The following is a 21963-nucleotide window of genomic DNA, read 5'->3' on the forward strand; positions in this document are numbered from 1 at the left end:
TTCGGACGGGGTCGGGGAGGCGGAAGCAGCGGGGCGATCTCGTCCCAGAGATCGTCGGGAAGAAGTGCGCGGGCCATGAAACACCAACGCACATCAACGCTCAGGGTGCCGTTCTGTTAGGCGCTCTTAGTCCGCCACCGCGACCGGTAGCTCGCTGACCTGCGTCGTGTAGCGCAGCGTGCGCATCTCGAACTTCGTGCACCAGGTCCGCTTCTCGACGAGCCCAGCGCGGGCGGGGACGACGCTGCCGCGGCCGAAGCGGGCGTTGCAGGCGTCGATCGCCGCCATCAGCGGGCCAGCGCGCGCGGTCGAGCTGCCTGATCAGAGCGCGCGGGCTGGCGTCGAGCAGCATCAGGTCCGTGGTGACAATCCCGGCCTTGCTGAACCGCCACGGCTGGGCGCCGGGCTCGCGCCAGGTACTCGCAACGCCGAGGCAGGCGGCTTTGATGAGCGCCAGCGTGTCGTTCGTCGCCTCCGGCAGCGTCACCGTGGTCGAGACCGAGCGCATCGGTGCGCCCCGGTCGTGCTCGCTCGTATGGTAGAACACCGAGACGTGGTTGGTGCCGAGGCCATCGCGCAGGCGCTTCTCGCCGAGCCGCGTCGCGTGCGCCAAGACCGCCTGCTGCAGCGTGGCGCGGTCCTCGATCCGGGTCGAGAACGAGCGGGTCACCGCGCAGCCCTTGCGGTGGGCCGGCAGCGCGCTGAGCGGCAGGCAGGACAGACCGCGCAGCTCGTGGATGATGCGCTCGCCCACCACCGTCAGGGCCTTGCGCACCGGGCGGGGGTCGAAGTCGGCGAGATCGGCCACGCTGTCGACGCCCACGGCTTCGAGCTTGGCGAGCGAGGCGCGGCCGATGCCCCAGACCTCACCGGCGGGGATGCGGCAGAACCAGTGGTCGTACTCGGCCGGATCGGTGAGGTCGCAGACACCGTCGAGTGGCACGATGCGCTTGGTGATGTGGTTGGCGAGCTTGGCCAGCGTCTTCGTCGGGCCAATGCCGACGCAGGTCGGGATGCCGGTCCAGGCGCGCACCGTGGCGCGGAGGTCGCGGGCCAGCGCGACGCGGCGATCGGCCCGCACGTCCGAGAGGTCGAGGAAGCTCTCGTCGATGGAGTAGATCCCCACCATGGGGGAGAAGTCACGGTATCGCGCGGCGCGATTGGTCGACCTGGACGGTGGAGATCTACGAAGCGTCGGGCCGGCACGTACTCTCGACGCCGTTCACCGACGTGCTGGCCAGTCGGCAGGCGCGGCACGGCTGAGGAAGCAACCAAAAAAGTACATGGCAGATAGCGCCTGACGGCACCTGCTCCTCTACTACCGTCCGATGACGAAAAAGTGCGGGAGCATCAGCGGTCGTCGCGGGTGGCACGCTTTCCACCAACACCTTCACCATGTCGGCGCGGCTACTGAGCATGACGGCCGGGGGCTCGCCAACGAGAGCCTTCCATCGCTTCACAAACTCCCCCTCCGATATATCGTCGAGGGTGTCCGGCTTAGCGGTCGCGAGGTCGATTCGAGTACGATCGGACTCCGTCATGCTTCACCTACTCGGCGCCCCTACGACAAGTTTCGCAGTAGGGGACGCTGACACGAAGGATCCCGTGGGCTGGTTAAGCCGCATTCAAACGGAGGGCACGGACGAGTCTCGGAATGGCTCTGAGATCCGAGCTATCCTGGGCGGTGATCCGCACAACCGTATGATGCTCAGGCTCCTATGATGCAAGGCAACAAGCTCAGTTGTAGCTCGAACCTTCCGGCCGTCCCAATCTGTGTTAACACTCAGCCATGATAGCTATATTTCGAAACATCACAAATAAACGGGGGCGCCCGAAAACGACGGGCAAGGGTATGCTCATCGGGGTACGCTTCCACGATGAGCAGCTAGCTCCGCTCGATGCCTGGATCGCGGAACACCCAGAGCCGAAACCATCGCGACCTCAGGTAATCCGCGAGGCAGTAGCCGCGCATTTGAGAGCGAAGGGCTATCCAAAATGACCGACGCGCCGGATCCCGACCGCACGGCCCATGCGATTGCTAGAACGTATCCGCAGCATTTTGTATACAGGCGAAGAGTCTGGCTCATCCTCGTAATGAGCAAACAATCGTCACGCGGATGGTTCAGGCGATCCGCCCACAGATCGGTAGTGGCTCCAGGAGCGCGATCGTCAAAGCTCCAAACGGTGCCTTGTCGGTCTGGGAACAGCGTGACCTGGATGTCGATGGTCCTCGCTTCGTAGTGATCAATCAGACTGAGAGCTCTGTGGCCCTTGGATAGCTACAGATATCGAAAGATCCGAGATCGGTGCGCCCTCAAGGTCAACAGTCCTTTTTGCGCAGTATCGTCCCGTCATCAGCGTTGACTATGGCCGGGCGGGATACGAGTTCTGCGGCCTCGAACGCCGAGGCCTGTTCGATTTTGCTGCAGCAAGCGGCTATGTCTGTGCCGACCTGTTCGGAAAGCTTGTTAGGAGGAGGCGGCCTGGAACGCAGTCGCAAATTTCGCTACATGAAGCTTTTTCCCAGTGCCGCATGAACGCAAAATTGAATGGATGTCTTAATTTATCCTGTGATAGCACTGCCAGTATGCTAATAGGGCAAGGGCCGACTGATTATACTCTGACCATGGGCGGCTGATACATGCATGAACCTTGTTTGAAAAAGATTTTACCTTTGTCGGCGTTATCGTTTAAATCCAGCGCAGCTGATCCGCTGCTACCCCTGAGTTCGATTAATAATGTGTTAATTTAGATACATCCAAGCAGAAGCTTCCGTCTTTACTAAAAATATATCATAGGTTAAGGACGCCTAGCTCGCCCACCGTAGTCTCCCGTTCGGGGAACTGTTAACAGGGTGGAAGCGGACCATGAGCGAGAATGTTCAGCCCGGATCACAGACCGGAGTCGAAGAAGTTGTCCTGAACAAAGCCGATCTGGGGACCTGCCGGAGAGCCTTCATCCAGGCACTCGGCCTCGGCACCGTAGGAGCGGCCATACTCGGAGCTGCTGGTCCAGATGCTGCTATGGCGCAAGGCGCGCCCGCAGACATCACCGATATCGACATTGTTCAGTTCGCACTCAATTTCGAGTATCTGGGTGCTGAGTATTATCTGCGCGCTGTCAATGGCACAGGCCTCAAGGCTGGCGATATCGACGGCGTTGGGGGCGTGGGAACTGTCAACGGCGGCAAGCAGGTGCCGTTCGCGGATCCTTTCATCCGCAAATTCGCTTTCGAACTGGGGGCCGATGAAGAAGCCCATGTTCGGACACTTCGCGCCGCGCTACCGGATGCGAGCCGAATTGGCCGGCCGCAACTCGATCTCGATTTCGCATTCACCTTCGCGGCTCGCTCGGCCGGGCTCGTCGGACCGAACGACCGTTTCGACGTTTATGCCAGCGATGACACGTTCCTCCTGGGGGCCTTCCTGCTCGAGGACGTTTGCGTCACAGCCCTAATCGGCGGTGCTCCATTCATTAAGGACAAAGGCGTTCTTATGACGGCCTCCGGCTTCCTTGGTACCGAGGGATACCAGGCGGGCGCTATCCGTACCCTCCTCTATTCCCGTGGCCTGATCACTCAAGCAAATGCGATTTCGAACGCGCGCGATGCCCTCGACGGTAACACCGATCTCGACCAGGGCATCAGTGGCGATCAGTCGGCGACACCAGGCTTCTCTCAGAACGATGCCAATCTTGTTCCAGCCGATCGCAACAGCCTCGCTTTCGGACGAACGTTTGGTCAAGTATTGAACATCGCCTATTTAAACACTACGCAAAGCCCAGGCGGCTTCTTCCCGCAAGGTCTCCGCGGTCGACTGCGGTAATTTCCAGCATTGGCTGCAACGACAAAGCAAAAAATAGAGAGTTAAGAACTCAACAAACCATGAGTACGACCACGCAATTGAAGATCGCGTGGTCGTTTATTAAGTCGTCTTGCGCAGTTCACACGGCGGCTTTAAACTGGTGTTCCGCTGTCCTACAGACATATCCATGCGCAGGCTGTCTTTGAAGAAAGGAAAGCTGTCAGTCGTGGGATCGCTGATTGCTGGTCTCTGCTATGTTGGACGGTTTCCCTGCACCTACGACGATAGCACCGGTCGTATCCGAGCGAGCGCTGGCGAGCTAGTGCAGGATCTCGAACTAAAGAGGCCTGCGAACTCGGGTTCGTCGCGGATGCAGCGACCAAGGCTTCGTAACTTCTGGCTCGGTGGACCAGTCGGACGGACGCTCCGCCTGGACATCCAATCTGAGGAGGGACTCAAGACGCCCCGACCAAGGCGTCGAGCGTCGGGAACTTGGCAATAGGTTCGATGCATATCTAAGAATGGCCTCATCTTCTGATCCAACTCTCCCGTCGTTGGTCGTCAAACGTGGACGCTTAGGGAACATTCATTTGCGCTTGACGACACACAATGGAAATCTGAAAGCCAGCTTGAAAGATGTTGGCATAGTTGGTAGGCAGCAGACCGATATGGATCAAAGTGTCCGCAGTAAAATTGCTGCTCTCGCCGAAGACTTCTTGCGCATGACCGAGCAAAAGCACAAAGCATAGATTATAAATTCAACGTTTTATACATGTATGCTTGCTTCGATGTCGAGTGTAGCGGAAAAACTTAGATACCGTCTTTGCATTGTGTTCGCTGGGATGACATGGCGATGCTGAACAGATATATCTCGGTTCTTATCATCCTAGCTGTATGATCATAGGGTGTGACGGCTCAGTCTTCGCATCGGAGTGGGGGGGCGCAACTCAGAGCCAGGCTCTTCACGGCAGCGCCAACAACGACAGAAACGGTCCCTCAGGCGATCCAGTATAGTCAAGCGAGCCTGAGGGCACACTCGAAGCGCTACCGGATCAATCCGAAGACGGTTGCCAAGTGGAGGCAGCGGTCCTCGGTTGCCGACCAGCGCACGGGATTGGGGATTCCGCGTTCGACGGTGATGTCGCCAGAGGACGAGGCGGTCGTTGTCGCCTTTCGCCATCACACGCACCTGCAGCTCGATGACTGCCTCAGCGTGCTCCAGGCGACGATCCCGCAGCTGACCCGCTCGTCGCTGCATCGTTGCCTATAGCACCACGGCAGTAGTCGATTGCCGGAGGTCGAGGGCGACAAGCCCAAGCGGTTGCGCTTCATGGCCAACCCGCTCGGCTACTTCCAAATCGATTTGGCTGAAGTCCGCACGGCCGAAGGACGGCTCTACCTGCTCGTGGCCATCGACCGCACGACCATGTTCGCCTTCGTCGAACTCCATGAGAAGGCCACGCGGCGGGTCGCAGGCGACCTTTCTTCACCATCTCATTGAGGCCATGCCCGACAAGGTGCGCGTGGTGCTCACCGCCAATGGCACCCAGTTTACCACGCCCGGCAACGTTGCTTCGGCTGCTTCCATCATCAGGGAGGCGATTGCAGCCGGCGAGACATTCCGAGTTCACAGCTTTGAGCCCGCCTGTCCCACAACAATATCGACGATCGCTTAGACGAACCTTGGCACCTCTGGATCAATGGACAGGTCTGGCAGATTAACCGCACGATCAAGGACGCGACGGTCAAGCGTTATAACTACGACAGCAAAGTGCCGCTCTGCGCTCACTTGGCCGACTTTGTCAGTATTTACAACTTCGGTACGCTGCCTAAAGACCTTGAATGGCTTTACGCTCTATGAGGCCAACTGCGAGGCATGGTTCGCCGAGCTTAGCCGCCCGCGCCGATCCACCTGCTGTTCGACACCGCCCGCGCGAATCTGTCGAGCCTCCGTCAAGTTCCTCGACCGCATGCGTCGTCACGCTAAGAGCAGGGCTTGGCAGTAAGGGTGGCCTGCATCGTAGGAAAGGGGGAATACGTCCGCATAGCAGCGACGCTCTTTGATCGGTCACTGCGTGCATTGGGCCGACATCCGAGCTATGCCGCCTACAGCGTTCGGCAGGTGCGAGCATTGTCTGCCCCGCACTTGTGCGCACCGTAAAGCGTTCTCAGACAGGCGAAGCCTACGCCGGCTCAAATCTTGATCGTGCCATTCGGAAGTGTCACCACGACACGCGGCTTGATCGGTCGGATGTCCCAAAGGTTAGCTTCGGCGTAGCGAATAATCCGCGTCCCATCGTTTGCGATGGGATAAAGATAGCAATGATCGAGCGCCAGCACCAAGCTCGGCACGTTGGCGCCACGCGAAGGATCAGCATTCAAATTGAACTGCATAACATCCTGAAAGCCGGTCGGAGCCCGTGCCATTATGTCAATGAATTGATCAACCACTCCGAAATCCAAACCGAGCGAAAGTCTCAGCCGCTTGATCGGCTCCGCTGCCGGATGGTCGGGCGCCGTTCGAAGCAGCGTCAGCTTGAGGTGCGCTTGCCCGCTTTTTGGCATCTCCCAATGATGGGCTGTCGGAACTCCGAACAGCGGGGGGATCGTCCGCGGCAAGCGTTTCGAATGATCGGCGATGCGAAGTTCCGGCCGGCCGTTTTCACGATAGTGCAGTAGCGGGTTGACCTTTCTGCCCACCACGTCTGGATAGCGTCCAAGATAGCTGAACGTGCTAAAATGCGGATGCGGATCGAGACCTTTCGCAGCACCGACCTTGAGGTAGTGCCGCAGGGGATTTTGCCAGGCTCTCGTCTGAAGCCGATAGAATGCAGTGTCGAAGTCCGCGTTCGGGTCGTAACCCCGGCGCCCACCAATCAGGCTGTAATGCAGGTAGGGATCGAGGGCGGAGGCTGCCGCATCAGGATGGCTGCGCAGGTAATAAGCGGTGTCGAACAACTTCGGCACCCGGCCTAGAATGATGCGGCGCAAAACGCCGGTGAGCCTTCGGCCGAGGCGCGGTGCGGCAGTGTCGATCATGAGGCAATCGGTCGTGCGCGGCTCGGTCATGCGAAAGTCGAGGCCTCGCAGATCCGGCGCAGATGTTCGCGGTAGGCCTCCGGCGCGCATTCCGAGCGGATGCGTGCTAGTCCCGCGGACTGTACGCGTCGCCAGAGGTCGGCGTTCTCGTGGAGGCGCACGAGCCCCTCAGCGAAGGCTTCCGGATCTAGCCAGTCGCAACTCTCGAAGCCGACGCCTTCCTCCCAGCCGATCTGCGCGGCCAGGATCGGCGTGATGAAGCATGGAAGTCCGTGCCGTACCGCGTCGTGTACCTTGTGCGGGATGCCGGCGGCAAAGCGTGTCGGAGCGAGGCAGACGCGGGCTGCATCGAAGAACGGTCCCGCCTCGGGCACCCGGCCCATCACCATGACACCAGGCCTCGTGTAGCGGGCGCAAATCGCGGGCGCGATAGTGCCGACGATCCGCAGCGTCGTGCCGGGCATTCGCGCCCGCAGGCGAGGCCAAACCGCATCGAAAAACCAATCTAGCGAATCGACATTTGGCAGCCCGTCCTGCTCCAACGCGCCGATGAACAGGAACCCAGCCCGATCGGCGAAGCGTGGGCCAGAGGTCTCCGGCAACGCCATGGCGTGACCGAGGACCGTTGCATTGACGCGGGCGTAGCTCGCCAACAGCCGCGACTCCGCCTCGGAAACGCAGACAACCTGATCAGCATTCGCGTAATACTGCGTCTCGGAAATGGCAGCCTTCGCAAGATCGGCCGCGGTGCCCAAACCCTGCTCCATCACGGCTCCGACGAAGGAGCGGGACGCGAACAGGGCTTCGGAATCGAAGACGACTCGGGATTTGACGAAGGCGCGCGGGCTTGATCCGACATCAAAAAGAAGCTGCATCACGAGGGCGATGTTGTGCGGTCGGCTGACCCAGAGAACATCGAAATAGCCCGGTCGCTCGCCGATCAACCGCGCGAGGCCATCGCGGCCGTCCGAGGCGAGGATCTCTACCCGCTGATCGATGTCGCGGCAGCGCTGAGCCTGCTCGGCATCTGCCCGGTAGATCGGATAGAGCGTCACCCCGTAGCCGAGTTTGGCCATCGTATTAACGATGTGGTTTGCGCGCGGATAGCCGGCGCCCATATCGAGATGCGGCACGGTGTCGTCGATGAACAGGACGCGTAACACCCACGGGTCGTGGTCCCGGGCGGCAAGCCCTGATTGCGACGGGCCCTGGTGGAAGAGCCAGTCGCGGTGCCGCTCCAGAAACAGTGCACGGTTGCGATCGAGGAGCATCTCCACATCGGCGCGCTTGGCGCTGGTGGCGTTCTCAAAATGCACCGCGATGGCACGGGCCTGGTAGATCACGCGCCGCCCGGCCTGATGGCATCGCACGCAGAGGTCAGTATCCTCGAAATAGGCCGGTGCGTAGGCGTCGTCAAAGCCACCGAGCGTCTGGAACAGCGCCTGCTCGATCATCAACACGGCGCCGGAGACGTATCCGACATCGCGGGTGAAGCCGGCTTCCGGTGCGAACGGGTCGGGTACCCCACGAAGATAGGGGTAGGTGATCTGCGCATCCTCTTGGAAGTTAGCGCCCGCCTCCTGCAGGATGCCGCCGGGGAACACGAGGCGCGACCCGACAATCCCAACATGGTCGAGATTGGTGAAAGTCTGCGCCATAGCCCGAATTGCGCCGGGCATTAGGTCGACGTCGGGGTTGAGAAACAGGATGAGACGGCCGCGTGCGCGTGCCGCGCCGTCGTTGCAGGCCGGCCCGAACCCGGCATTCGCCGCGTTTCGGATGAGCGTCGCTCCGTCAATCCGGTCGAACAGGGCACCGGTTTCGGGCATCGACGCGTTGTCGACGACGATCACCTCGAACGGCACGCCTGCAAGCCCCTGCTGCGCCGCGAGGCGCCACAGGGTGAGCGCGAGGATATGGCGGGCGTTCAACGAAACAATGACGATCGAAATGAGCGGTGCTTCTTCCGGCCGAAAAGCGATCCGCACGTCGTTGAGAAAAAGGGCGTCCCAGATCAGGCGCGCTTCAGCGATCACCACCCGGCGCCCGACGTCGGCATCGACGGCGTCGAAAGACTCAACCAGGATGGTTTCGCTCTTAGCTGCGTCACCCTTGGACACGTCGCTTTCGGCGCTACCTTCCTCGACGCCGCCACCCTTGCCGGCGGTGCTCTCGAGCAGATCGGTCTTGGGCATGTCGCTCATGGCTGGATTGTCCCGCCCGCATGCGCGGATGCGATCGCGATCCGGCCGATCAGGTCGTCTGTGAGGAACAGCACCGTCCCGTTCGGGGCGATTGGAGCCAGTCCGATGCCCGACACGCTGACGACCGCAGGAACCGGTGTCAGCTCCCGGCGCGGCGCCTCGAAGGCGAAGCCGGGCGACAAGCTGAGCGTTGCGATCCCGTCGAGCGTAAGCTCATGCGCGCGGCCCCCATCGGGCTCGAGTAAGAACGCGGCAACTGCACGAACACCGGTGAGAAGGTGGCTCGGCAGGACAAGCGCCAGGGCAAACCCGTTCGCGCTTGCGCCGACGCAGCGCGCCGCGGTCGCCCAATCGGGCTGGACGTCGCGGAACGCACGGGCGGCAGCCTCACGGATCTCCCGAGGCAAGCGTTTCTCGCGGACCCATTCCGGCGACATCGCCACGACGACAAGACCGAGCGATGCCGTCGTCTCCCGTGCCGGCGTGGAACCGGCAAACCAGCGGCGGCGCTCCGGTGCGTACCTGATCGCTTGTGCCGCCGTCTCGCCCAGGCGCTCGGTCGCCAATAGCCGGCCAAAGGCCGGATGGTCCTGAAGCGCGGAATTCGCCGAGCGGACACCGATCGGCCAGGACTGCTCCATCGATTCGACGATTGCGGCGGGCGGTGCGACGGCAACGGGTCGCCTGTGACTTGCGGCGTGGATCACGTCAGCGAGTTCGGCCTCGGCCTGCAACGAGATCGCGTTGAAGCGCGCAAACAGTGTAGCGCAAGCCTGCGTCAACGCTGAGAGACCGGCGGGATCCGAACGCAGCGCCAGGATCGCCGCTTTAACCTCGGCGACGTCCGCGCAACGATGCGCCAACTCCTCGGCGCCGAACCCCTCGAAGCCTATCGCGGTGCCGACCACCGGCACGCCGTAGGACAGGGCCTCGGCGACTTTCATCTTCAGGCCGCTGCCCATCAGCATCGGCGCCACGATCACGTCGGTCTCGGCGTAGAACCTTTCGAGATCGTCGACGTAGCCGAGCAGCATCACCCCCGGCAGGTCAAGGCCGCCCAGCGCGTGGCAGATCTCGCCGGCGATCCGCAATTCCGGCTTGTCCGGTGTCCAGCCCGCGGCCCATGCGTGGGCGAACTTGCTGATTGAGAACAGGTTGGGATCGTTGCCGTGCCCGACGAAGCCGATCCGTGCGATCACGCGCGGCGCTGAGAACGGTGCGCGGACCGGAAATACCGGCGGCAGCAGCAGCACCCGCCGGTCGGTCAACCCGGCGAAGTAAGCCGCCTCCTCCGATTGGATCGCTAGCACCACATCGGCGCGGTCGAGCGCAGCCGCCTCGCTCTTGCGGTCGGTGTAGTAGAAGTTTGGTTCAGCCCGAAACGGACGGTACTGCAGCTGCCGGTCGGCGAAGCGGTCATGCGTGTCGATGAGCTTGAGCATGTCCTGCGCGTAATCGAGGCAGCGCGACAGGAACATGTAGTTGACGAGGATCGCCACGGTGTCGGGGTGTTCCGCCGCATACCACGCCACGAACCGGTCGAGCGCTGCCGAGCCCCATTCGTCGATCCCGAAAATTAGGGAGCGCGTTTTCAGCGGGATCGTCTCGTTCGCTTCAATCAGGAATGTACGCTGGAAGCTCGCTTGCATCGCCGCGAGATCGGTTGGCGGATGCTGGCCGAAGCGGCGGTAGACCTGATCCTCGTGGGCGAAGTAGGCGAAGTCGACGGCAAAGCCCGCGCGTTGAAGCGCCGAACAGGTGAGCGCCAGCCGTTTGCGGTTGCCGGCGCTGGCTGGCACGGCTGGCATCGGCGCAACTACGAGGACCGTGGCGATCGGTGTCAGAGTGGACGACGGGGTCTCGGCGCTCATCTGGCAGCTGCGCTCAGTCGCGCCGCGGCGAAGCCGCCATTCGCGATCAAGAAGACACGTCGGGGTCGCCCAACCTCTGGTCCCCAAAGCGGATCAAGGTCAAGATCCATCCGCGACGCCGGCGAGAACGTCATGCGCGCCGTCGCGACGCGGGCGCAGCGGAGTCCGGACCCGGAATCGAACAAGACGTAGTTCGGCACCTCCGTGCCCGAGACGCTGCAGGCTCGCGGATCGTCGGCGAGCGTGACCTCCGGCCCGTCCTTCGGCACCGGAACGTCGCGAATAGCCGGCGCCAGCAGGGTAATCGGGTCGGCCAGGGCAGTGGCGTTCTGAGGCGTCATCGACGAGAGCACGGCTCGGGCCATCACGGCGGCGTCGCCGGGTGACAGCGTCCCCGCCGGCTCGGCCGGGCCGGTCGCAAGGGTGATGGGATGGAAATGCGTGGCGACGACGAGCCGTGTCCCGCGTGCAAGTGCCGTCCCCGCAGCGTCGCCTCGTGTGCGCAGCAGCAGCAAGCCAGTTGGCCGCTTCTCCCGCGCCGTCATGCCGGCGAACGCCCAGGTCTCGAGTGTCACGTCGCCGGGCGCGACCACCGCGAGGGGAATCGGCATTGAGGTCGGCAGGCGAAAGCTGCAGAGAACCCAATCGGATCCGAAGCGGAAGATGCGGGCGTCGCACCGGGTGGACGCGCCTTCACGGTAGAACGACGCGGTCATCCGTTGCCTTCATGAAACGATCGCATCGCTACAATTCACGGTTCGAACGCATAACGCTCGCGGCGCTGTGTCCGTCCCCCGAGGGCGAGCGTGGTACGGGAGCGCCGGTGCATGCGCAACCCGGTTGAAGCCACGGCCTACGTGAAGATGTCGCTGTCCGAAGAGCTTGGTGGCGACATTGTATCCTTGATGTCGCTAACCTGACACAGCCAATGGTTTTGGCGCGATTTCTGACCTTGATCTGGTCGTAGGCCGGACAATCCGTGTAGGCTCCGGCTGATTGTGACGCCTAGCGCACGGGCGACCGGCTGGATCGGAGAGGACGTATGCAGATCGACGCCCCCGCCGCCATCCAGGGCGAGACCCTGGCGGAATTCCTTCGCCGTCGGCGCGGGCTCGCGACGGTACCGGCACCGCCGCGCGCCAGCGGCGGCGCGGCGGAAGCGATCTGGCGGGGCGGGACGGTCTCGGCGATCGACCTCGCGGATGCGGTCGCGGCCTTTCACGGGGTCCCACGGGCCGACCGTCACGCGATCGCCGGACTTCCCCATGCCCTCGACACATTGTCCCGCGACTTCCTACGCGAGGCCTACCTGTATCCGGTCATGCGCGACGGGCACCCGCTGCTGGTGACCGCGGACCCCGGCCATCTCGAACCGATCCGCGCGGTCGCCCTCGCGCTTGGCGGGGCGGTGCCGTTGGCGGTGCTCTCGTTCGAAGAAATCGAGGAGCTGTTCGAGCGTAGTCGCCCCGCCGACGCGCCACGCGACGAGGTCGAGAGCGAGACCGGGTCCGACTACGCCCTCTCCGACGACATCGAGACGCTGCAGGATCTCGCCCGCGGCGCCCCGATCGTGCGCGTCATCGACGGGCTGTTAGAGCGTGCGATCCAGGCGGGCGCCACCGACATCCACATCGAGACCGGACGCGAGGAACTGAAGGTCCGGTTCCGCGTAGACGGTCACTTGCGGGCGCAGCAGACGATGCCGCGTCACATGGCAGCCGCGGTAATCTCGCGGGTGAAGATTCTCGCCGGCCTCGACATCGCCGAACGCCGCCTGCCGCAGGACGGGCGCACCAACGTCAGGATCGGCAACACCGAGGCGGATCTGCGCGTCGCGATCATGCCGACACTTTACGGCGAGACGGCAGTGCTCCGTATTTTGCTGAAGGACACGCGGCTACTCGACTTCAAGCGCGTTGGCCTGTCCGACCGCGACCGCGACGCGGTGGTCAGGCTGCTCGCCGAGCCACACGGCATCATTATTGTTACCGGCCCCACCGGCAGCGGCAAGACTACGACGCTCGCCACCGCGATCTCTCTGCTGAACGATCCCGCGCGCAAGATCGTCACCGTCGAGGACCCGGTGGAGTACCAACTCCCCGGAATCCACCAGACCCAGATCAAGCCGGCAATCGGTCTAACCTTCGCCACCGCACTGCGATCGTTCCTTCGCCACGACCCAGATGTGATCATGGTCGGCGAGATGCGGGACCGCGAAACCGCGGCGATCGGCATCCAGGCCGCTCTCACCGGGCACCTTGTGCTGACGACATTGCATACCAACAGCGCGGTCGACGCGGTGGTGCGCCTCGTCGATATGGGGGTCGAGCCGTATCTCATCGCGTCGAGCCTGCGCGGGGTGATAGGCCAGCGGCTGGTTCGTCGCTTGTGCGAGCGCTGCCGGGTTCCAGATCCAAAGGGCCTCGAGGTCGCTCGCGACCTCCGCGCGCGCCGTGGCGGCCCCGAGGCGACGGGCCACAACTTTCACGCAGCGACCGGCTGTGCCCATTGCAACGAGAGCGGCTTCCGCGGACGCATCGGGGTGTTCGAGGCACTCGCTGTCGGCGACGACTTGCGTGACCTCATCCGCGGCCAGCCCGATCCCCGCATCCTGCTCCAGGCGGCGCGTGCGGTCGGCATGACTACGATGCTTGACGATGGGATCGAGAAGGCGAGCCTTGGACTCACCTCACTCGACGAGGTTATGCGGATTTCGGGATGACGCTCTCTACCGGAATGATGCCGGCCACGATCCGGCCCGCAGCGACCGCGATGCAGACGATCGGCGCAGCGCTGCTCGACTCCTTTGTTGCGACCCTCCGGCCACTCGTTGCCCGCTTCTCGACGGGCGTGAGCCACGTCGTCTTGATCGCGCCGGATGGACTCTTGCTCCACAGCCTGCGGAAAGATTGTCTTGGCCCGCCGCTGCATCTGGCCGACGACGTGCGCGCACCGGAGGCGTTCCACGTGGGTGCGGTGCAGTTGAGACTGCCACCGGAGGTGTTCCTGACGCGCTCGCTGCGCCTTCCCGATGCCGGGCGAAGTTATCTCCAGCCGATCATCGCGCACCGCTTGGAACGTCTGACGCCATGGCGGGCGGACCACGTTCTCTATGCCTACAGCGTCGTCGACGGCGTCTCCGAGGATGGCACGATCGGTGTCGATCTGCTCGCGACCTCCGTCGATCTCGTGGCGCCGTTCCTGGCGCGCCTCGCAGGTGCGGGGCTCACGGCAACGGCGCTGGGCAGTGCCGCGGAACCGCTCGACGCGCCGCTACGCTTCGACCTCTATAAGGGGCGTACGCAGGCTTCCGACGGCCGCCTTCGGGCGCGTATCGGCCGCGGCTTCGCAGTCCTGCTCGGCGGGCTCGCGACCGCGTGCCTGTTCTCAGCGATCGTGGCGGCTTCGGCCACGTCGGACGCAGAGGATGTCCAGCAGAGGCTGACTGCGCTACGCACGAAGCTCGCGCTGCGCGGCGGGCCTGGCACATCACGCGAACGCGCCCTGTTAGAGGGCAAGCGCGCCGATACCGCGACGATCGTGCTTATCGATAAGCTGAGCCGCGCCTTGCCCGACGACACGGTACTGCGCGAACTCGACATCGATCCGACCCGGATTCGCCTCGTAGGCCGCTCTGTCGATGCGCCGGCGCTGATCGCACGCCTCGAAGTGGATGCCGGCTTGAAGAACCCGCGTTTCGCCGCGCCGGTGATCCGCGATGCTGACAGGCGGGACGCCTTCGATCTGGTAGCGACCCGCAGCGATGCGCCGGGCACGGCACGATGACGCTCGCGGAAGCCCGTGACACTCGCTGGTTCGGGCCGCTTGCTGTCGCGCTGTGCGTTGGCATACCGCTACTGTTGCTCGCAATCACGATCACCAATCTCACGCGCTGGTTGGAGGCCGGTGCCGAGGTGAATAGCGCAGCCGGCCATCTCGCTCAGGTCGAGGCGAGGATCCGGGCGGAGGCCGGTCGTCCGGTGCCGACGCGCGGTGACCTCTCGGCCCTTTATCTGACAGCTGAAACGGGGAGCCTCGCCCGCGCAGAACTCCAGCAGCGTCTCGCCGGCCTCGTCGAACGCGCTGGCGGCCGGCTGATTGAGGTTCGCGGCGACGAAGCACCCGACGCGGCGGCTCAGCGCAGCATACAGCTTCGCCTTAGTCTCGACATCGGCAACGAAGGATTCTTCGATTTGCTAAAGGCAGTCGAGACCGGCCTGCCGCTGCTTACGGTCGAGGCCGTGAACATCCGCCCTGTGTCGGGGCGTAGCGCGGGGGGCGAGGAAGCCAATCCGACCCTGCGCGTCGCACTCGCGATCCGCGGCTACCGCCGCGAGAGCACGCAATGATCTGCCCGTATCGTCATGCCCGACGCCGTGGCGCCGCCGCCGGTGCCGTTCTGGTTCTCGTCCTTCTCGAATCGGCGATCGTGCCGACGTCGGCTCAAGTCGCTGACGACCGCCCGCCACCAGGCCCAGCGCAGAACCTGAACCCGCTGAGCACGCTCGATCCCGCGACGCTCGATGCCTTTAGGGGACGGCCGCTCTTCGCACCATCGCGCCGACCGCCACCACCGCGACAGGTTATTACCGCTCCACCGGCGCCCGTGGCGGTCGAAGCTCCGCCGCCGGATCTGCGCCTCGTCGGCGTCGTCGCGGGTGTGGACAAAGCTGTAGCGATCCTGCGCCGTCCAACAGGAGGTTCTTCGCTCAGCCTTAAACTCGGGGACTCGGTGGAAACATGGCGTGTCCAGGCCATCGGCCCCGACCGCGTAACGCTTCGCGATGGGACGCGCGAGACCACCTATCGGCTCTTTAGCGTAGGTACATCGAGCCCTCCGGGTGCACGTCCCGGCAGTCCTCTGCCTATCGGCATTCCGCTAGGGCGATGAGCCATCTTGGTGCCCGGGGGACCTAAATGGGGTACCGCTGGCCTTTATCGGAGAAGGATTGCCCCGCGATTTTTACCGACAGCGGGCATGAGTCCCGCCCGACTATATAGAACTCAACCGTGATTGGCTTTCTAAAGCATCGCCACACCTTCACGCCACGCGGCAATCTCACGATGTGATCCTGCTGAGGGGATGGCTGATGGCCTGCCCGCATTTCCTCGACGTCGTGTCGTCCACGCCGGGCATGGTCGGGCATGCGATCCTCGCGAAAGTTCCGGCGAGCTGGTGTATTTGATCGCGCGCGTCGCTCTCGATGTCGGCGCCGGTTCTACCTGCGGTCGATACGACGACCGAACCCGTGATCCGGCCCGCCTCGCTGATGAGCGTGAAGTTGAACCTGCCCATGCGGCTGCGCCGCACGACGTAGTGGACCTTCGACATCGCCCGCCTCCGGCAAAATGTTTCCGAAGGAGCCTACGGTGCGAGATGTGCTCAAGTTTCAAGGAAGCGTCTCGACTCGGGCCAGCGATCCGAGTGGTCGGTCGCATGTACCGCAGATCGGGACCGACGATCGTCCGCGCACGCGCTAGCAGAAGCCGAGCCGACCGAGATAGCGATGACGATAGGCCCGCGCCGGTCGCCGATTGATCAGCCTCTTTCACGACTGAACTCGGTGACCCACGTTTCGCGTCGTCGGAGAACGATGCCTTGCCCTCCGACGACGATACCTGTGCGGCGACTAGCGCAGGGTTCCGTTGAGGCCGCCGGGGAAGAAGCCGCCCGGGCTCTGGGTGGTGTTGAGGTAGACGATGTTCAGAACCTGGCCGGGGGTGCGGGCGAACACAAGGCCTTGGGCGTTGGTCGGAACGAGGTTCGCATCCGAGAACTGGAAGCCTGGGGTCGCAGACTGGGTTCCGCTAATGCCCTGGTCGAGGTCGGTATTGCCGTCGAGCGAGTCGCGAGCGTTTGAGATCGCGTCCGCCTGATTAATCAGGCCCTTAGCGTACAGCGTAGTGCGGATGATGCCAGCGTGATAGGCCTCGACCGCGAGGATGCTGGCAGCAGCGCTTAGATAGGTCTTGTTCTGGATCGCGCCGGCAGCGCCGTTATAAGCAGTGACTCCAACATCCTCGAAGATGAAGGAGGCGAGAAGGAAGTTCGTGTCATTGGCGTAGGCGTCGAACCGGTCGTTTGCGCCGATCAGGCCCGCCGCGCGGGCGGCGGCGGTGAAGGCGAAGTCGATGTCGAGGCGAGGACGGCTGACGGCGGCGCTGCCCAGTGCAGCGCGCAGGAAGCGGACGTGGGCCTCCTCGTCGGCGGCGATCTCGAAAGCGTACTTGCGGACGTTCGGATCGGTGAACGGCACGGCACGGCCACCGCCGTTGACGGCGCCGATGGCACCGACGCCCTGCAGGTCGGCGGCCTTCAGGCCGGCCCCGTTAACGGCGTTGAGGTAGAATTCCGCCTCGAGATACTCGAGGTTAAGTGCGAAGTTCAGGATGTCCGCGTCGGTGACGTTCGGCGGCAGTGCTTGAGCCTGGGACTGGGTCGTGGCGTTGCCGAGGATGGCGGCGCCAGCGATGCCGAGGCCGAGCGTCTGGAGGAAGGCGCGACGACCTTTTTCGAGATTGACGACGCGAGTGCCGGGCTCGAGGCCCGCAAGCTCGCTCTCTGCAGTGTTCTGCCTGTCGATCATGGTCCGTTTTCTCCCAACGTGTCGCACGCCTGAAATCGCGGCGTCGACGGCGAAGTTAGCGGTAACGCGATTCGCCACAATGACGGGTTTACTAAAAGTGGCTTAACTGTGTAGCATTTTCTTTGACTGTGTCTAATCAGGCACGCAATAGCAAGAAAGCTGTTGTAGGGCGCTCGTCCCGGTGGGCACGGACAGAAATGAAGGGTACGTTAACGAAAGGCCGAGATCGGAAAAATTTCCCATGTCTTTGACGCGGCTATCCTTTGCTCTGGTTTGTTGCGCGGGACTTCTCGGCTCCGTCGCCCTCGCCCGTGATATCGCCCCCCCGCGTGCCAGCCTTACAGGCCCCGAAACAGAGGTGGATCTGACGGCGCGTCCGCTGCGCCGGACCGTTGCAGGCAAGCCGTCGCGGGATGCGGTCGTTGCGCCTGATCGTGGCGAGGGGCGGACCTACAATTTCAGCCCTGAGGATGTCGAGGCGACGGCGGGGCTTGGCTCCGACGCGGTGGAGATCGGGACCCAGCCCGGCGAGGCCGGCAGCTACCGTCTCAACTTCGAGCGGGCTGAAGTGAAGGATGTGGTCCACGCCATTCTGAACGATACGCTCGGCCTCAACTACACGATGGCTTCCGACGTCGCTGGCCAGATTACAATCTCCTCGCCCCGGCCGATGACGCGCGTAGAGCTGCTCTCCGCGCTGGAGACGGTGCTGTCAGGCCAGGGCTACACTATGACCCGCAACGCGGCCGGCTACCGCATTACCTCGGCCGCCACTAGCATCGGAAACGTCAGCTTCGGCAACGCGCAGGTGCCGGGCTACGGCGTCTCGGTGGTTCCGTTGCGCTACGTCTCGGCCGCGGTGATGTCGAAGCTCGTTTCGGGTTTCGTTACCGAGGCAGACGGCCTGCGTTTCGATACCGGGCGCAACACCATCATCGTGAAGGGACCCGGCCCGCGTCGCCAGGAAGCGGTGAGCGCGATCCTGGCCTTTGATGCGGACTGGATGCGAGGGCAGTCGGTGAGCCTGTTCGAGCTACGCCGTGCCCGGCCGGAGGCGGTCGTCGCCGACCTGACGCAGCTGTTTGACACTGGCGAAAACGGGGCGAGTTCGGGCCTGATCCAGTTCAAACCGATCACGCGCCTGCGCGCTGTGATGGCGATGTCGAAGAACCCGTCCCTGATCCGCCGGGCCGAAACCTTCGTGCGCAAGCTCGACGGCACGGTCGAGGCCGCCGAGGAGACGGTGTTCATCTACAAGGCGCGTTACCGCGACGCAAAGGAACTGGCGCGCGTCATCAACGGTCTCTTCGGGACCGGAAACTCGAACATGAACACCAACACCCCGACTCAGGGCGCCGGGCTCGGGGGCCTCAACGGGGGCGGACAGGGGCAGGGCCGGAATTTTGCCGGTAGCAATCAGGGCGGTGGCCTGAACGGCGGTAATTCCGGCTCTAGTTATGGCAGCCTCGGCCAGGGCAATTCCGCCAACCAGGGCGGCGGCCAGCAGAACACCGGCGCCGACCTCCTCCGGGCGCGGTTCGCCTCAGCCTACGGCGACTCGGTGCAAAGCAACGGCATGGCCGATGGCGGCCCAACGGCGCTCGGCGGCGGCAGCGACAGCCTCGACCTGACCCGGCGCGGCAACGGAGCGCGGCGCGTCTCGATCAGCGCGGACCCATCGAACAATTCGGTCATCACCTATGCCGACGGCGAGACCTACCGAAAGATCAACGCAGCGCTCCGTCAGCTCGACGCGACCCCGGCGCAGGTTGCCGTTAACGTAACCATCGCCGAGGTGACGCTCACCGACCAGCTCAAGTACGGCGTGCAGTACTTTCTCGACTCTAAGAACATCGGGCTGGGCAAGGGCAAGGGATCGATTGGCCTGCTGAGCGCGGCCGCGGCGACGGCCGGCGGCGCCACCAACGCGCTTACGGCGGGGGCCGGCGGCGGCTTCAATTTCCTTGTCGGCGGTTATTCCGGCCCGGACGTGGTGCTCTCGGCGCTCGACGGCTTCACCGACGTCAAGATCCTGTCCTCGCCCTCCCTCGTCGTCATTGAGAACCAGCCTGCCTCGCTCCAGGTTGGCGATTCCGTGCCGATCACCACGACGCAGGCACAGGGGATCACCGTGCCCGGCGCTCCGCTCGTCAGCCAGGTCGAGTTCCGCGACACCGGCATCATCCTCAACGTTGTCCCCCGCATCGGCCAGAACGATGCCGTGACCATGCAGATCGAGCAGGAGATCTCGGCGGTGGTTGGCGCTTCAAACACCCTAACGCCGACGATCTCGAAACGCCGCGTCGCGAGCACGATCTCGGTGGCTAACGGACAGACCGTGCTGCTCGCCGGCCTGATCAGCGAAAAGCGGCAGACCTCCCGCGACGGTATCCCGTTCATCGATCGTATCCCGAACGTCGGTGATCTGTTCAGCTCCGTCGACAACGGCGCCCAGCGCACCGAACTCGTGGTGTTTATCCGACCCGTCGTGGTGCGATCGGGTCGCGATGCACAGCGGGTCGCGGAGGATTACCGTGGCAAGCTGCTCGATGCAGGCGCTCGACGCGGTGCTGCGCTGCCTGCCCGCCGCCCGGTCTACAAGCCCTGACCCACCGCGCATGTTCGTCAGACGCGTCGAAACGACCGATTTCGCCGGGCTTGTGATCGCTGTTGCCGTCGCTGGCGCGGCGTTCGCGACCTGGGTCGGTCCGGGGGCCATCGCGACGGGAGTCGTCGCGCTCGCTCTGGCCATAATCGGCTTGCGGATCGTCTGGCAGGATCTAGCGGATTTCACGATTCCTGACGCCGCGACTCTGGCTCTCGGACTGATCGGCCTCACGGCACGGATCGGCGACGGCGCCTATCTGGGCGAGACTCCAGTTGTGAGTATCGGCTTGGCGGTTCTCGACGCCGCGATCTGCGGCGGCGTCCTGCTCGGGTTGCGGGAGGGCTATTACCGTCTCCGCGGCCATGACGGCATCGGTCTTGGCGACGTGAAGCTCGCGGCTGCCGGCGGCGTCCTGCTCGACACCGTTGGGCTCTCCTGGGCGGTCCTCGGCGCGAGCCTGACCAGCCTCGCCGTGGTCGGTGCGGGCCGCATGCTACCCGCTCTGGCGCGCGCGGTTCCAGTGACCGACCGGATTGCCTTCGGCGCCGTCCTCGCCCCCGCGCTTTGGGCGACGTGGCTCGTCGGACAGATCCTACCCGGCGTGCTGGGGCACCCGTAGATGTCAACCTTCGCCTACATGGCCCTCGATTCGGCGGGCAAAATCCTGAAGGGGACGATGGAGGCCCAGGCGAGCGGCGAGGTCTTCGCCCATCTCGACCGGATCGGCTGCACCCCGATCTCGGTCAAGACGGAAGCCCGCGGGACGCGGCCGGCCGGGCGCTCGCTGCGGGACTGGTTGACGCCTGACCCGCGCCCCGAGGACATCACCGGCCTGACGCTAGATCTAGCGATGCTACTCAAGGGTGGCGTCGCGCTCACCGAGGCGCTTCAGATCCTCTCCCAAATGGAGAGCCGGAGCTGGCTCGTGCGGGTGCTGCGCGACCTTCATGCCGCGCTTAGCCACGGCAAAAGCCTGTCGGAGGCGATCTCCGCGCACCCGAAGCTCTTCCCTCCGATCTACGTGAAGATGGTTGAGGTCGCCGAGACCTCCGGGCGACTGGAGGAGGCATTGAGCGGGCTCGCCGCCGAGCGCCAACGGGGCGAGCGCCTCCGAAAGCGCTTCATCTCGGCGATCTCCTACCCCTGCTTTCTGGTGGTCGCGGCGGTGGGCGTGCTGTTCTTCATCCTGATCTACCTGATCCCGAAGTTCGAGGTCGCGCTGCAGGGCTTCCGCGACAAGATCGATCCATCGGCGCTGGTGGTGTTCGAGATGTCGGGCTTTCTCAACCGCAACCTTGACGTCGTGGTGCTGTCGATGGCTGGCCTCCTAGGGGGCACCATCTTACTTAACCGGATCGGCAGCGAGCGCGGGCTGTGGCTCGCCCTGCTCGCACGCCTGCCGTTCAGCCGGGCGGTGCTGGCCAACGAACTCACCGTCACCTTCTGCCGGACGCTGGCGATCTTAGTGCGCAACCGCGTCGATATCTCCACCGCGCTCCGCCTGATCCGTGGCGTCGTGCGCTTGCCCGGTGCTGGCTCCGAGATCGACCGGGTCGTCGCAGACGTGCGCCAGGGCCAGCGCCTCTCCGAAACCTTGTCGCGCGGAAAACTTTTCCCCCGGCACGTGGTGCAGATGCTGCGCGTCGGTGAGGAATCCGGCGATCTCGCCGACAGTGCCAGCCGCGTCGCGGTGTTCTACGAGGCCAAGCTCGACGCGGCTCTGGGTCGTGTCATAGCGGTGGTGGGGCCGGCGGTGATGGTTCTGGTAAGTCTTCTGATCGCGTGGCTCATCATCTCGGTTATGACCGCGCTCATGAGCATCAACGACCTGCTGGTCTGAGGTTTCGTCCC

At 63.7% G+C, this 21963-nt stretch carries 13 protein-coding genes and 2 pseudogenes; 8 read left to right on the plus strand and 7 right to left on the minus strand.

All coding sequences use genetic code 11. The features are described from left to right. Positions 1 to 126: 126 nt before the first annotated feature. Positions 127 to 1153: pseudogene (locus FV227_RS18665) on the minus strand (DUF4113 domain-containing protein); the annotation flags it as partial. 1714 nt (positions 1154 to 2867) lie between these two features. Here FV227_RS18665 and FV227_RS18680 point away from each other — a divergent pair. Next, a complete protein-coding gene (locus FV227_RS18680) occupies positions 2868 to 3824 on the plus strand; it encodes a ferritin-like domain-containing protein (RefSeq protein ID WP_147725314.1) in 957 nt (318 codons plus the stop codon). Positions 3825 to 4697: 873 nt separating this feature from the next. Then, positions 4698 to 5359: pseudogene (locus FV227_RS29965) on the plus strand (IS481 family transposase); the annotation flags it as partial. A gap of 637 nt (positions 5360 to 5996) precedes the next feature. Here FV227_RS29965 and FV227_RS18690 read toward each other — a convergent pair. Genes FV227_RS18690 through FV227_RS18705 form a run of 4 tightly spaced genes read right to left on the minus strand, consistent with a single transcriptional unit; the run spans position 5997 to position 11633 of the window. Then, positions 5997 to 6872 (minus strand): hypothetical protein, encoded by an 876-nt coding sequence (locus tag FV227_RS18690; RefSeq protein ID WP_147725313.1) that lies wholly within the window; start codon positions 6870 to 6872, stop codon positions 5997 to 5999. Then, on the minus strand, positions 6869 to 9046 hold the full coding sequence (locus FV227_RS18695; RefSeq protein ID WP_246686608.1) for a glycosyltransferase: 2178 nt from the start codon (positions 9044 to 9046) through the stop codon (positions 6869 to 6871). The genes FV227_RS18690 and FV227_RS18695 overlap by 4 nt, the downstream gene beginning before the upstream one ends. Continuing rightward, a complete protein-coding gene (locus tag FV227_RS18700; protein WP_147859659.1) occupies positions 9043 to 10917 on the minus strand; it encodes a glycosyltransferase in 1875 nt (624 codons plus the stop codon). Before FV227_RS18700 ends, FV227_RS18695 begins: the two co-directional genes overlap by 4 nt. Further along, positions 10914 to 11633 (minus strand): hypothetical protein, encoded by a 720-nt coding sequence (locus FV227_RS18705; protein ID WP_147859660.1) that lies wholly within the window; start codon positions 11631 to 11633, stop codon positions 10914 to 10916. The genes FV227_RS18700 and FV227_RS18705 overlap by 4 nt, the downstream gene beginning before the upstream one ends. A gap of 326 nt (positions 11634 to 11959) precedes the next feature. Here FV227_RS18705 and FV227_RS18710 point away from each other — a divergent pair, with 326 nt between their 5' ends. From FV227_RS18710 to gspM, 3 genes are read left to right on the plus strand one after another with little or no spacing between them, the layout of a single operon-like run. Further along, on the plus strand, positions 11960 to 13639 hold the full coding sequence (locus FV227_RS18710) for an ATPase, T2SS/T4P/T4SS family (protein WP_147725310.1): 1680 nt from the start codon (positions 11960 to 11962) through the stop codon (positions 13637 to 13639). Next, positions 13636 to 14703, plus strand: a complete 1068-nt coding sequence (locus FV227_RS18715; RefSeq protein WP_147725309.1) for a PilN domain-containing protein — start codon at positions 13636 to 13638, stop codon at positions 14701 to 14703. The genes FV227_RS18710 and FV227_RS18715 overlap by 4 nt, the downstream gene beginning before the upstream one ends. Further along, on the plus strand, positions 14700 to 15266 hold the full coding sequence (gene gspM / locus FV227_RS18720) for a type II secretion system protein GspM (RefSeq protein WP_147725308.1): 567 nt from the start codon (positions 14700 to 14702) through the stop codon (positions 15264 to 15266). The genes FV227_RS18715 and gspM overlap by 4 nt, the downstream gene beginning before the upstream one ends. Before the next feature lie 710 nt (positions 15267 to 15976). Here the strand turns inward: gspM and FV227_RS18725 are convergent. Both FV227_RS18725 and FV227_RS18730 read right to left on the minus strand, forming a co-directional pair. Continuing rightward, positions 15977 to 16249 carry a hypothetical protein gene (locus FV227_RS18725; protein ID WP_147725307.1) on the minus strand — a complete coding sequence of 91 codons (273 nt, stop codon included), beginning with the start codon at positions 16247 to 16249 and terminating at the stop codon, positions 15977 to 15979. A gap of 298 nt (positions 16250 to 16547) precedes the next feature. Continuing rightward, positions 16548 to 17504 carry a ferritin-like domain-containing protein gene (locus FV227_RS18730; protein WP_147725306.1) on the minus strand — a complete coding sequence of 319 codons (957 nt, stop codon included), beginning with the start codon at positions 17502 to 17504 and terminating at the stop codon, positions 16548 to 16550. Between the two features lie 358 nt (positions 17505 to 17862). Between FV227_RS18730 and gspD the strand changes: the two genes are divergently transcribed. From gspD to FV227_RS18745, 3 genes are read left to right on the plus strand one after another with little or no spacing between them, the layout of a single operon-like run. Beyond that, positions 17863 to 20112: a type II secretion system secretin GspD gene (gspD, locus tag FV227_RS18735; RefSeq protein ID WP_246687860.1), complete on the plus strand. Its 2250-nt coding sequence runs from the start codon at positions 17863 to 17865 to the stop codon at positions 20110 to 20112. Next, positions 20054 to 20731: an A24 family peptidase gene (locus FV227_RS18740; protein ID WP_187274871.1), complete on the plus strand. Its 678-nt coding sequence runs from the start codon at positions 20054 to 20056 to the stop codon at positions 20729 to 20731. Before gspD ends, FV227_RS18740 begins: the two co-directional genes overlap by 59 nt. Beyond that, positions 20732 to 21952: a type II secretion system F family protein gene (locus FV227_RS18745; RefSeq protein WP_147725303.1), complete on the plus strand. Its 1221-nt coding sequence runs from the start codon at positions 20732 to 20734 to the stop codon at positions 21950 to 21952. Positions 21953 to 21963 lie beyond the last annotated feature (11 nt).

Source organism: Methylobacterium sp. WL119 (assembly GCF_008039875.1).
GTDB lineage: Bacteria > Pseudomonadota > Alphaproteobacteria > Rhizobiales > Beijerinckiaceae > Methylobacterium.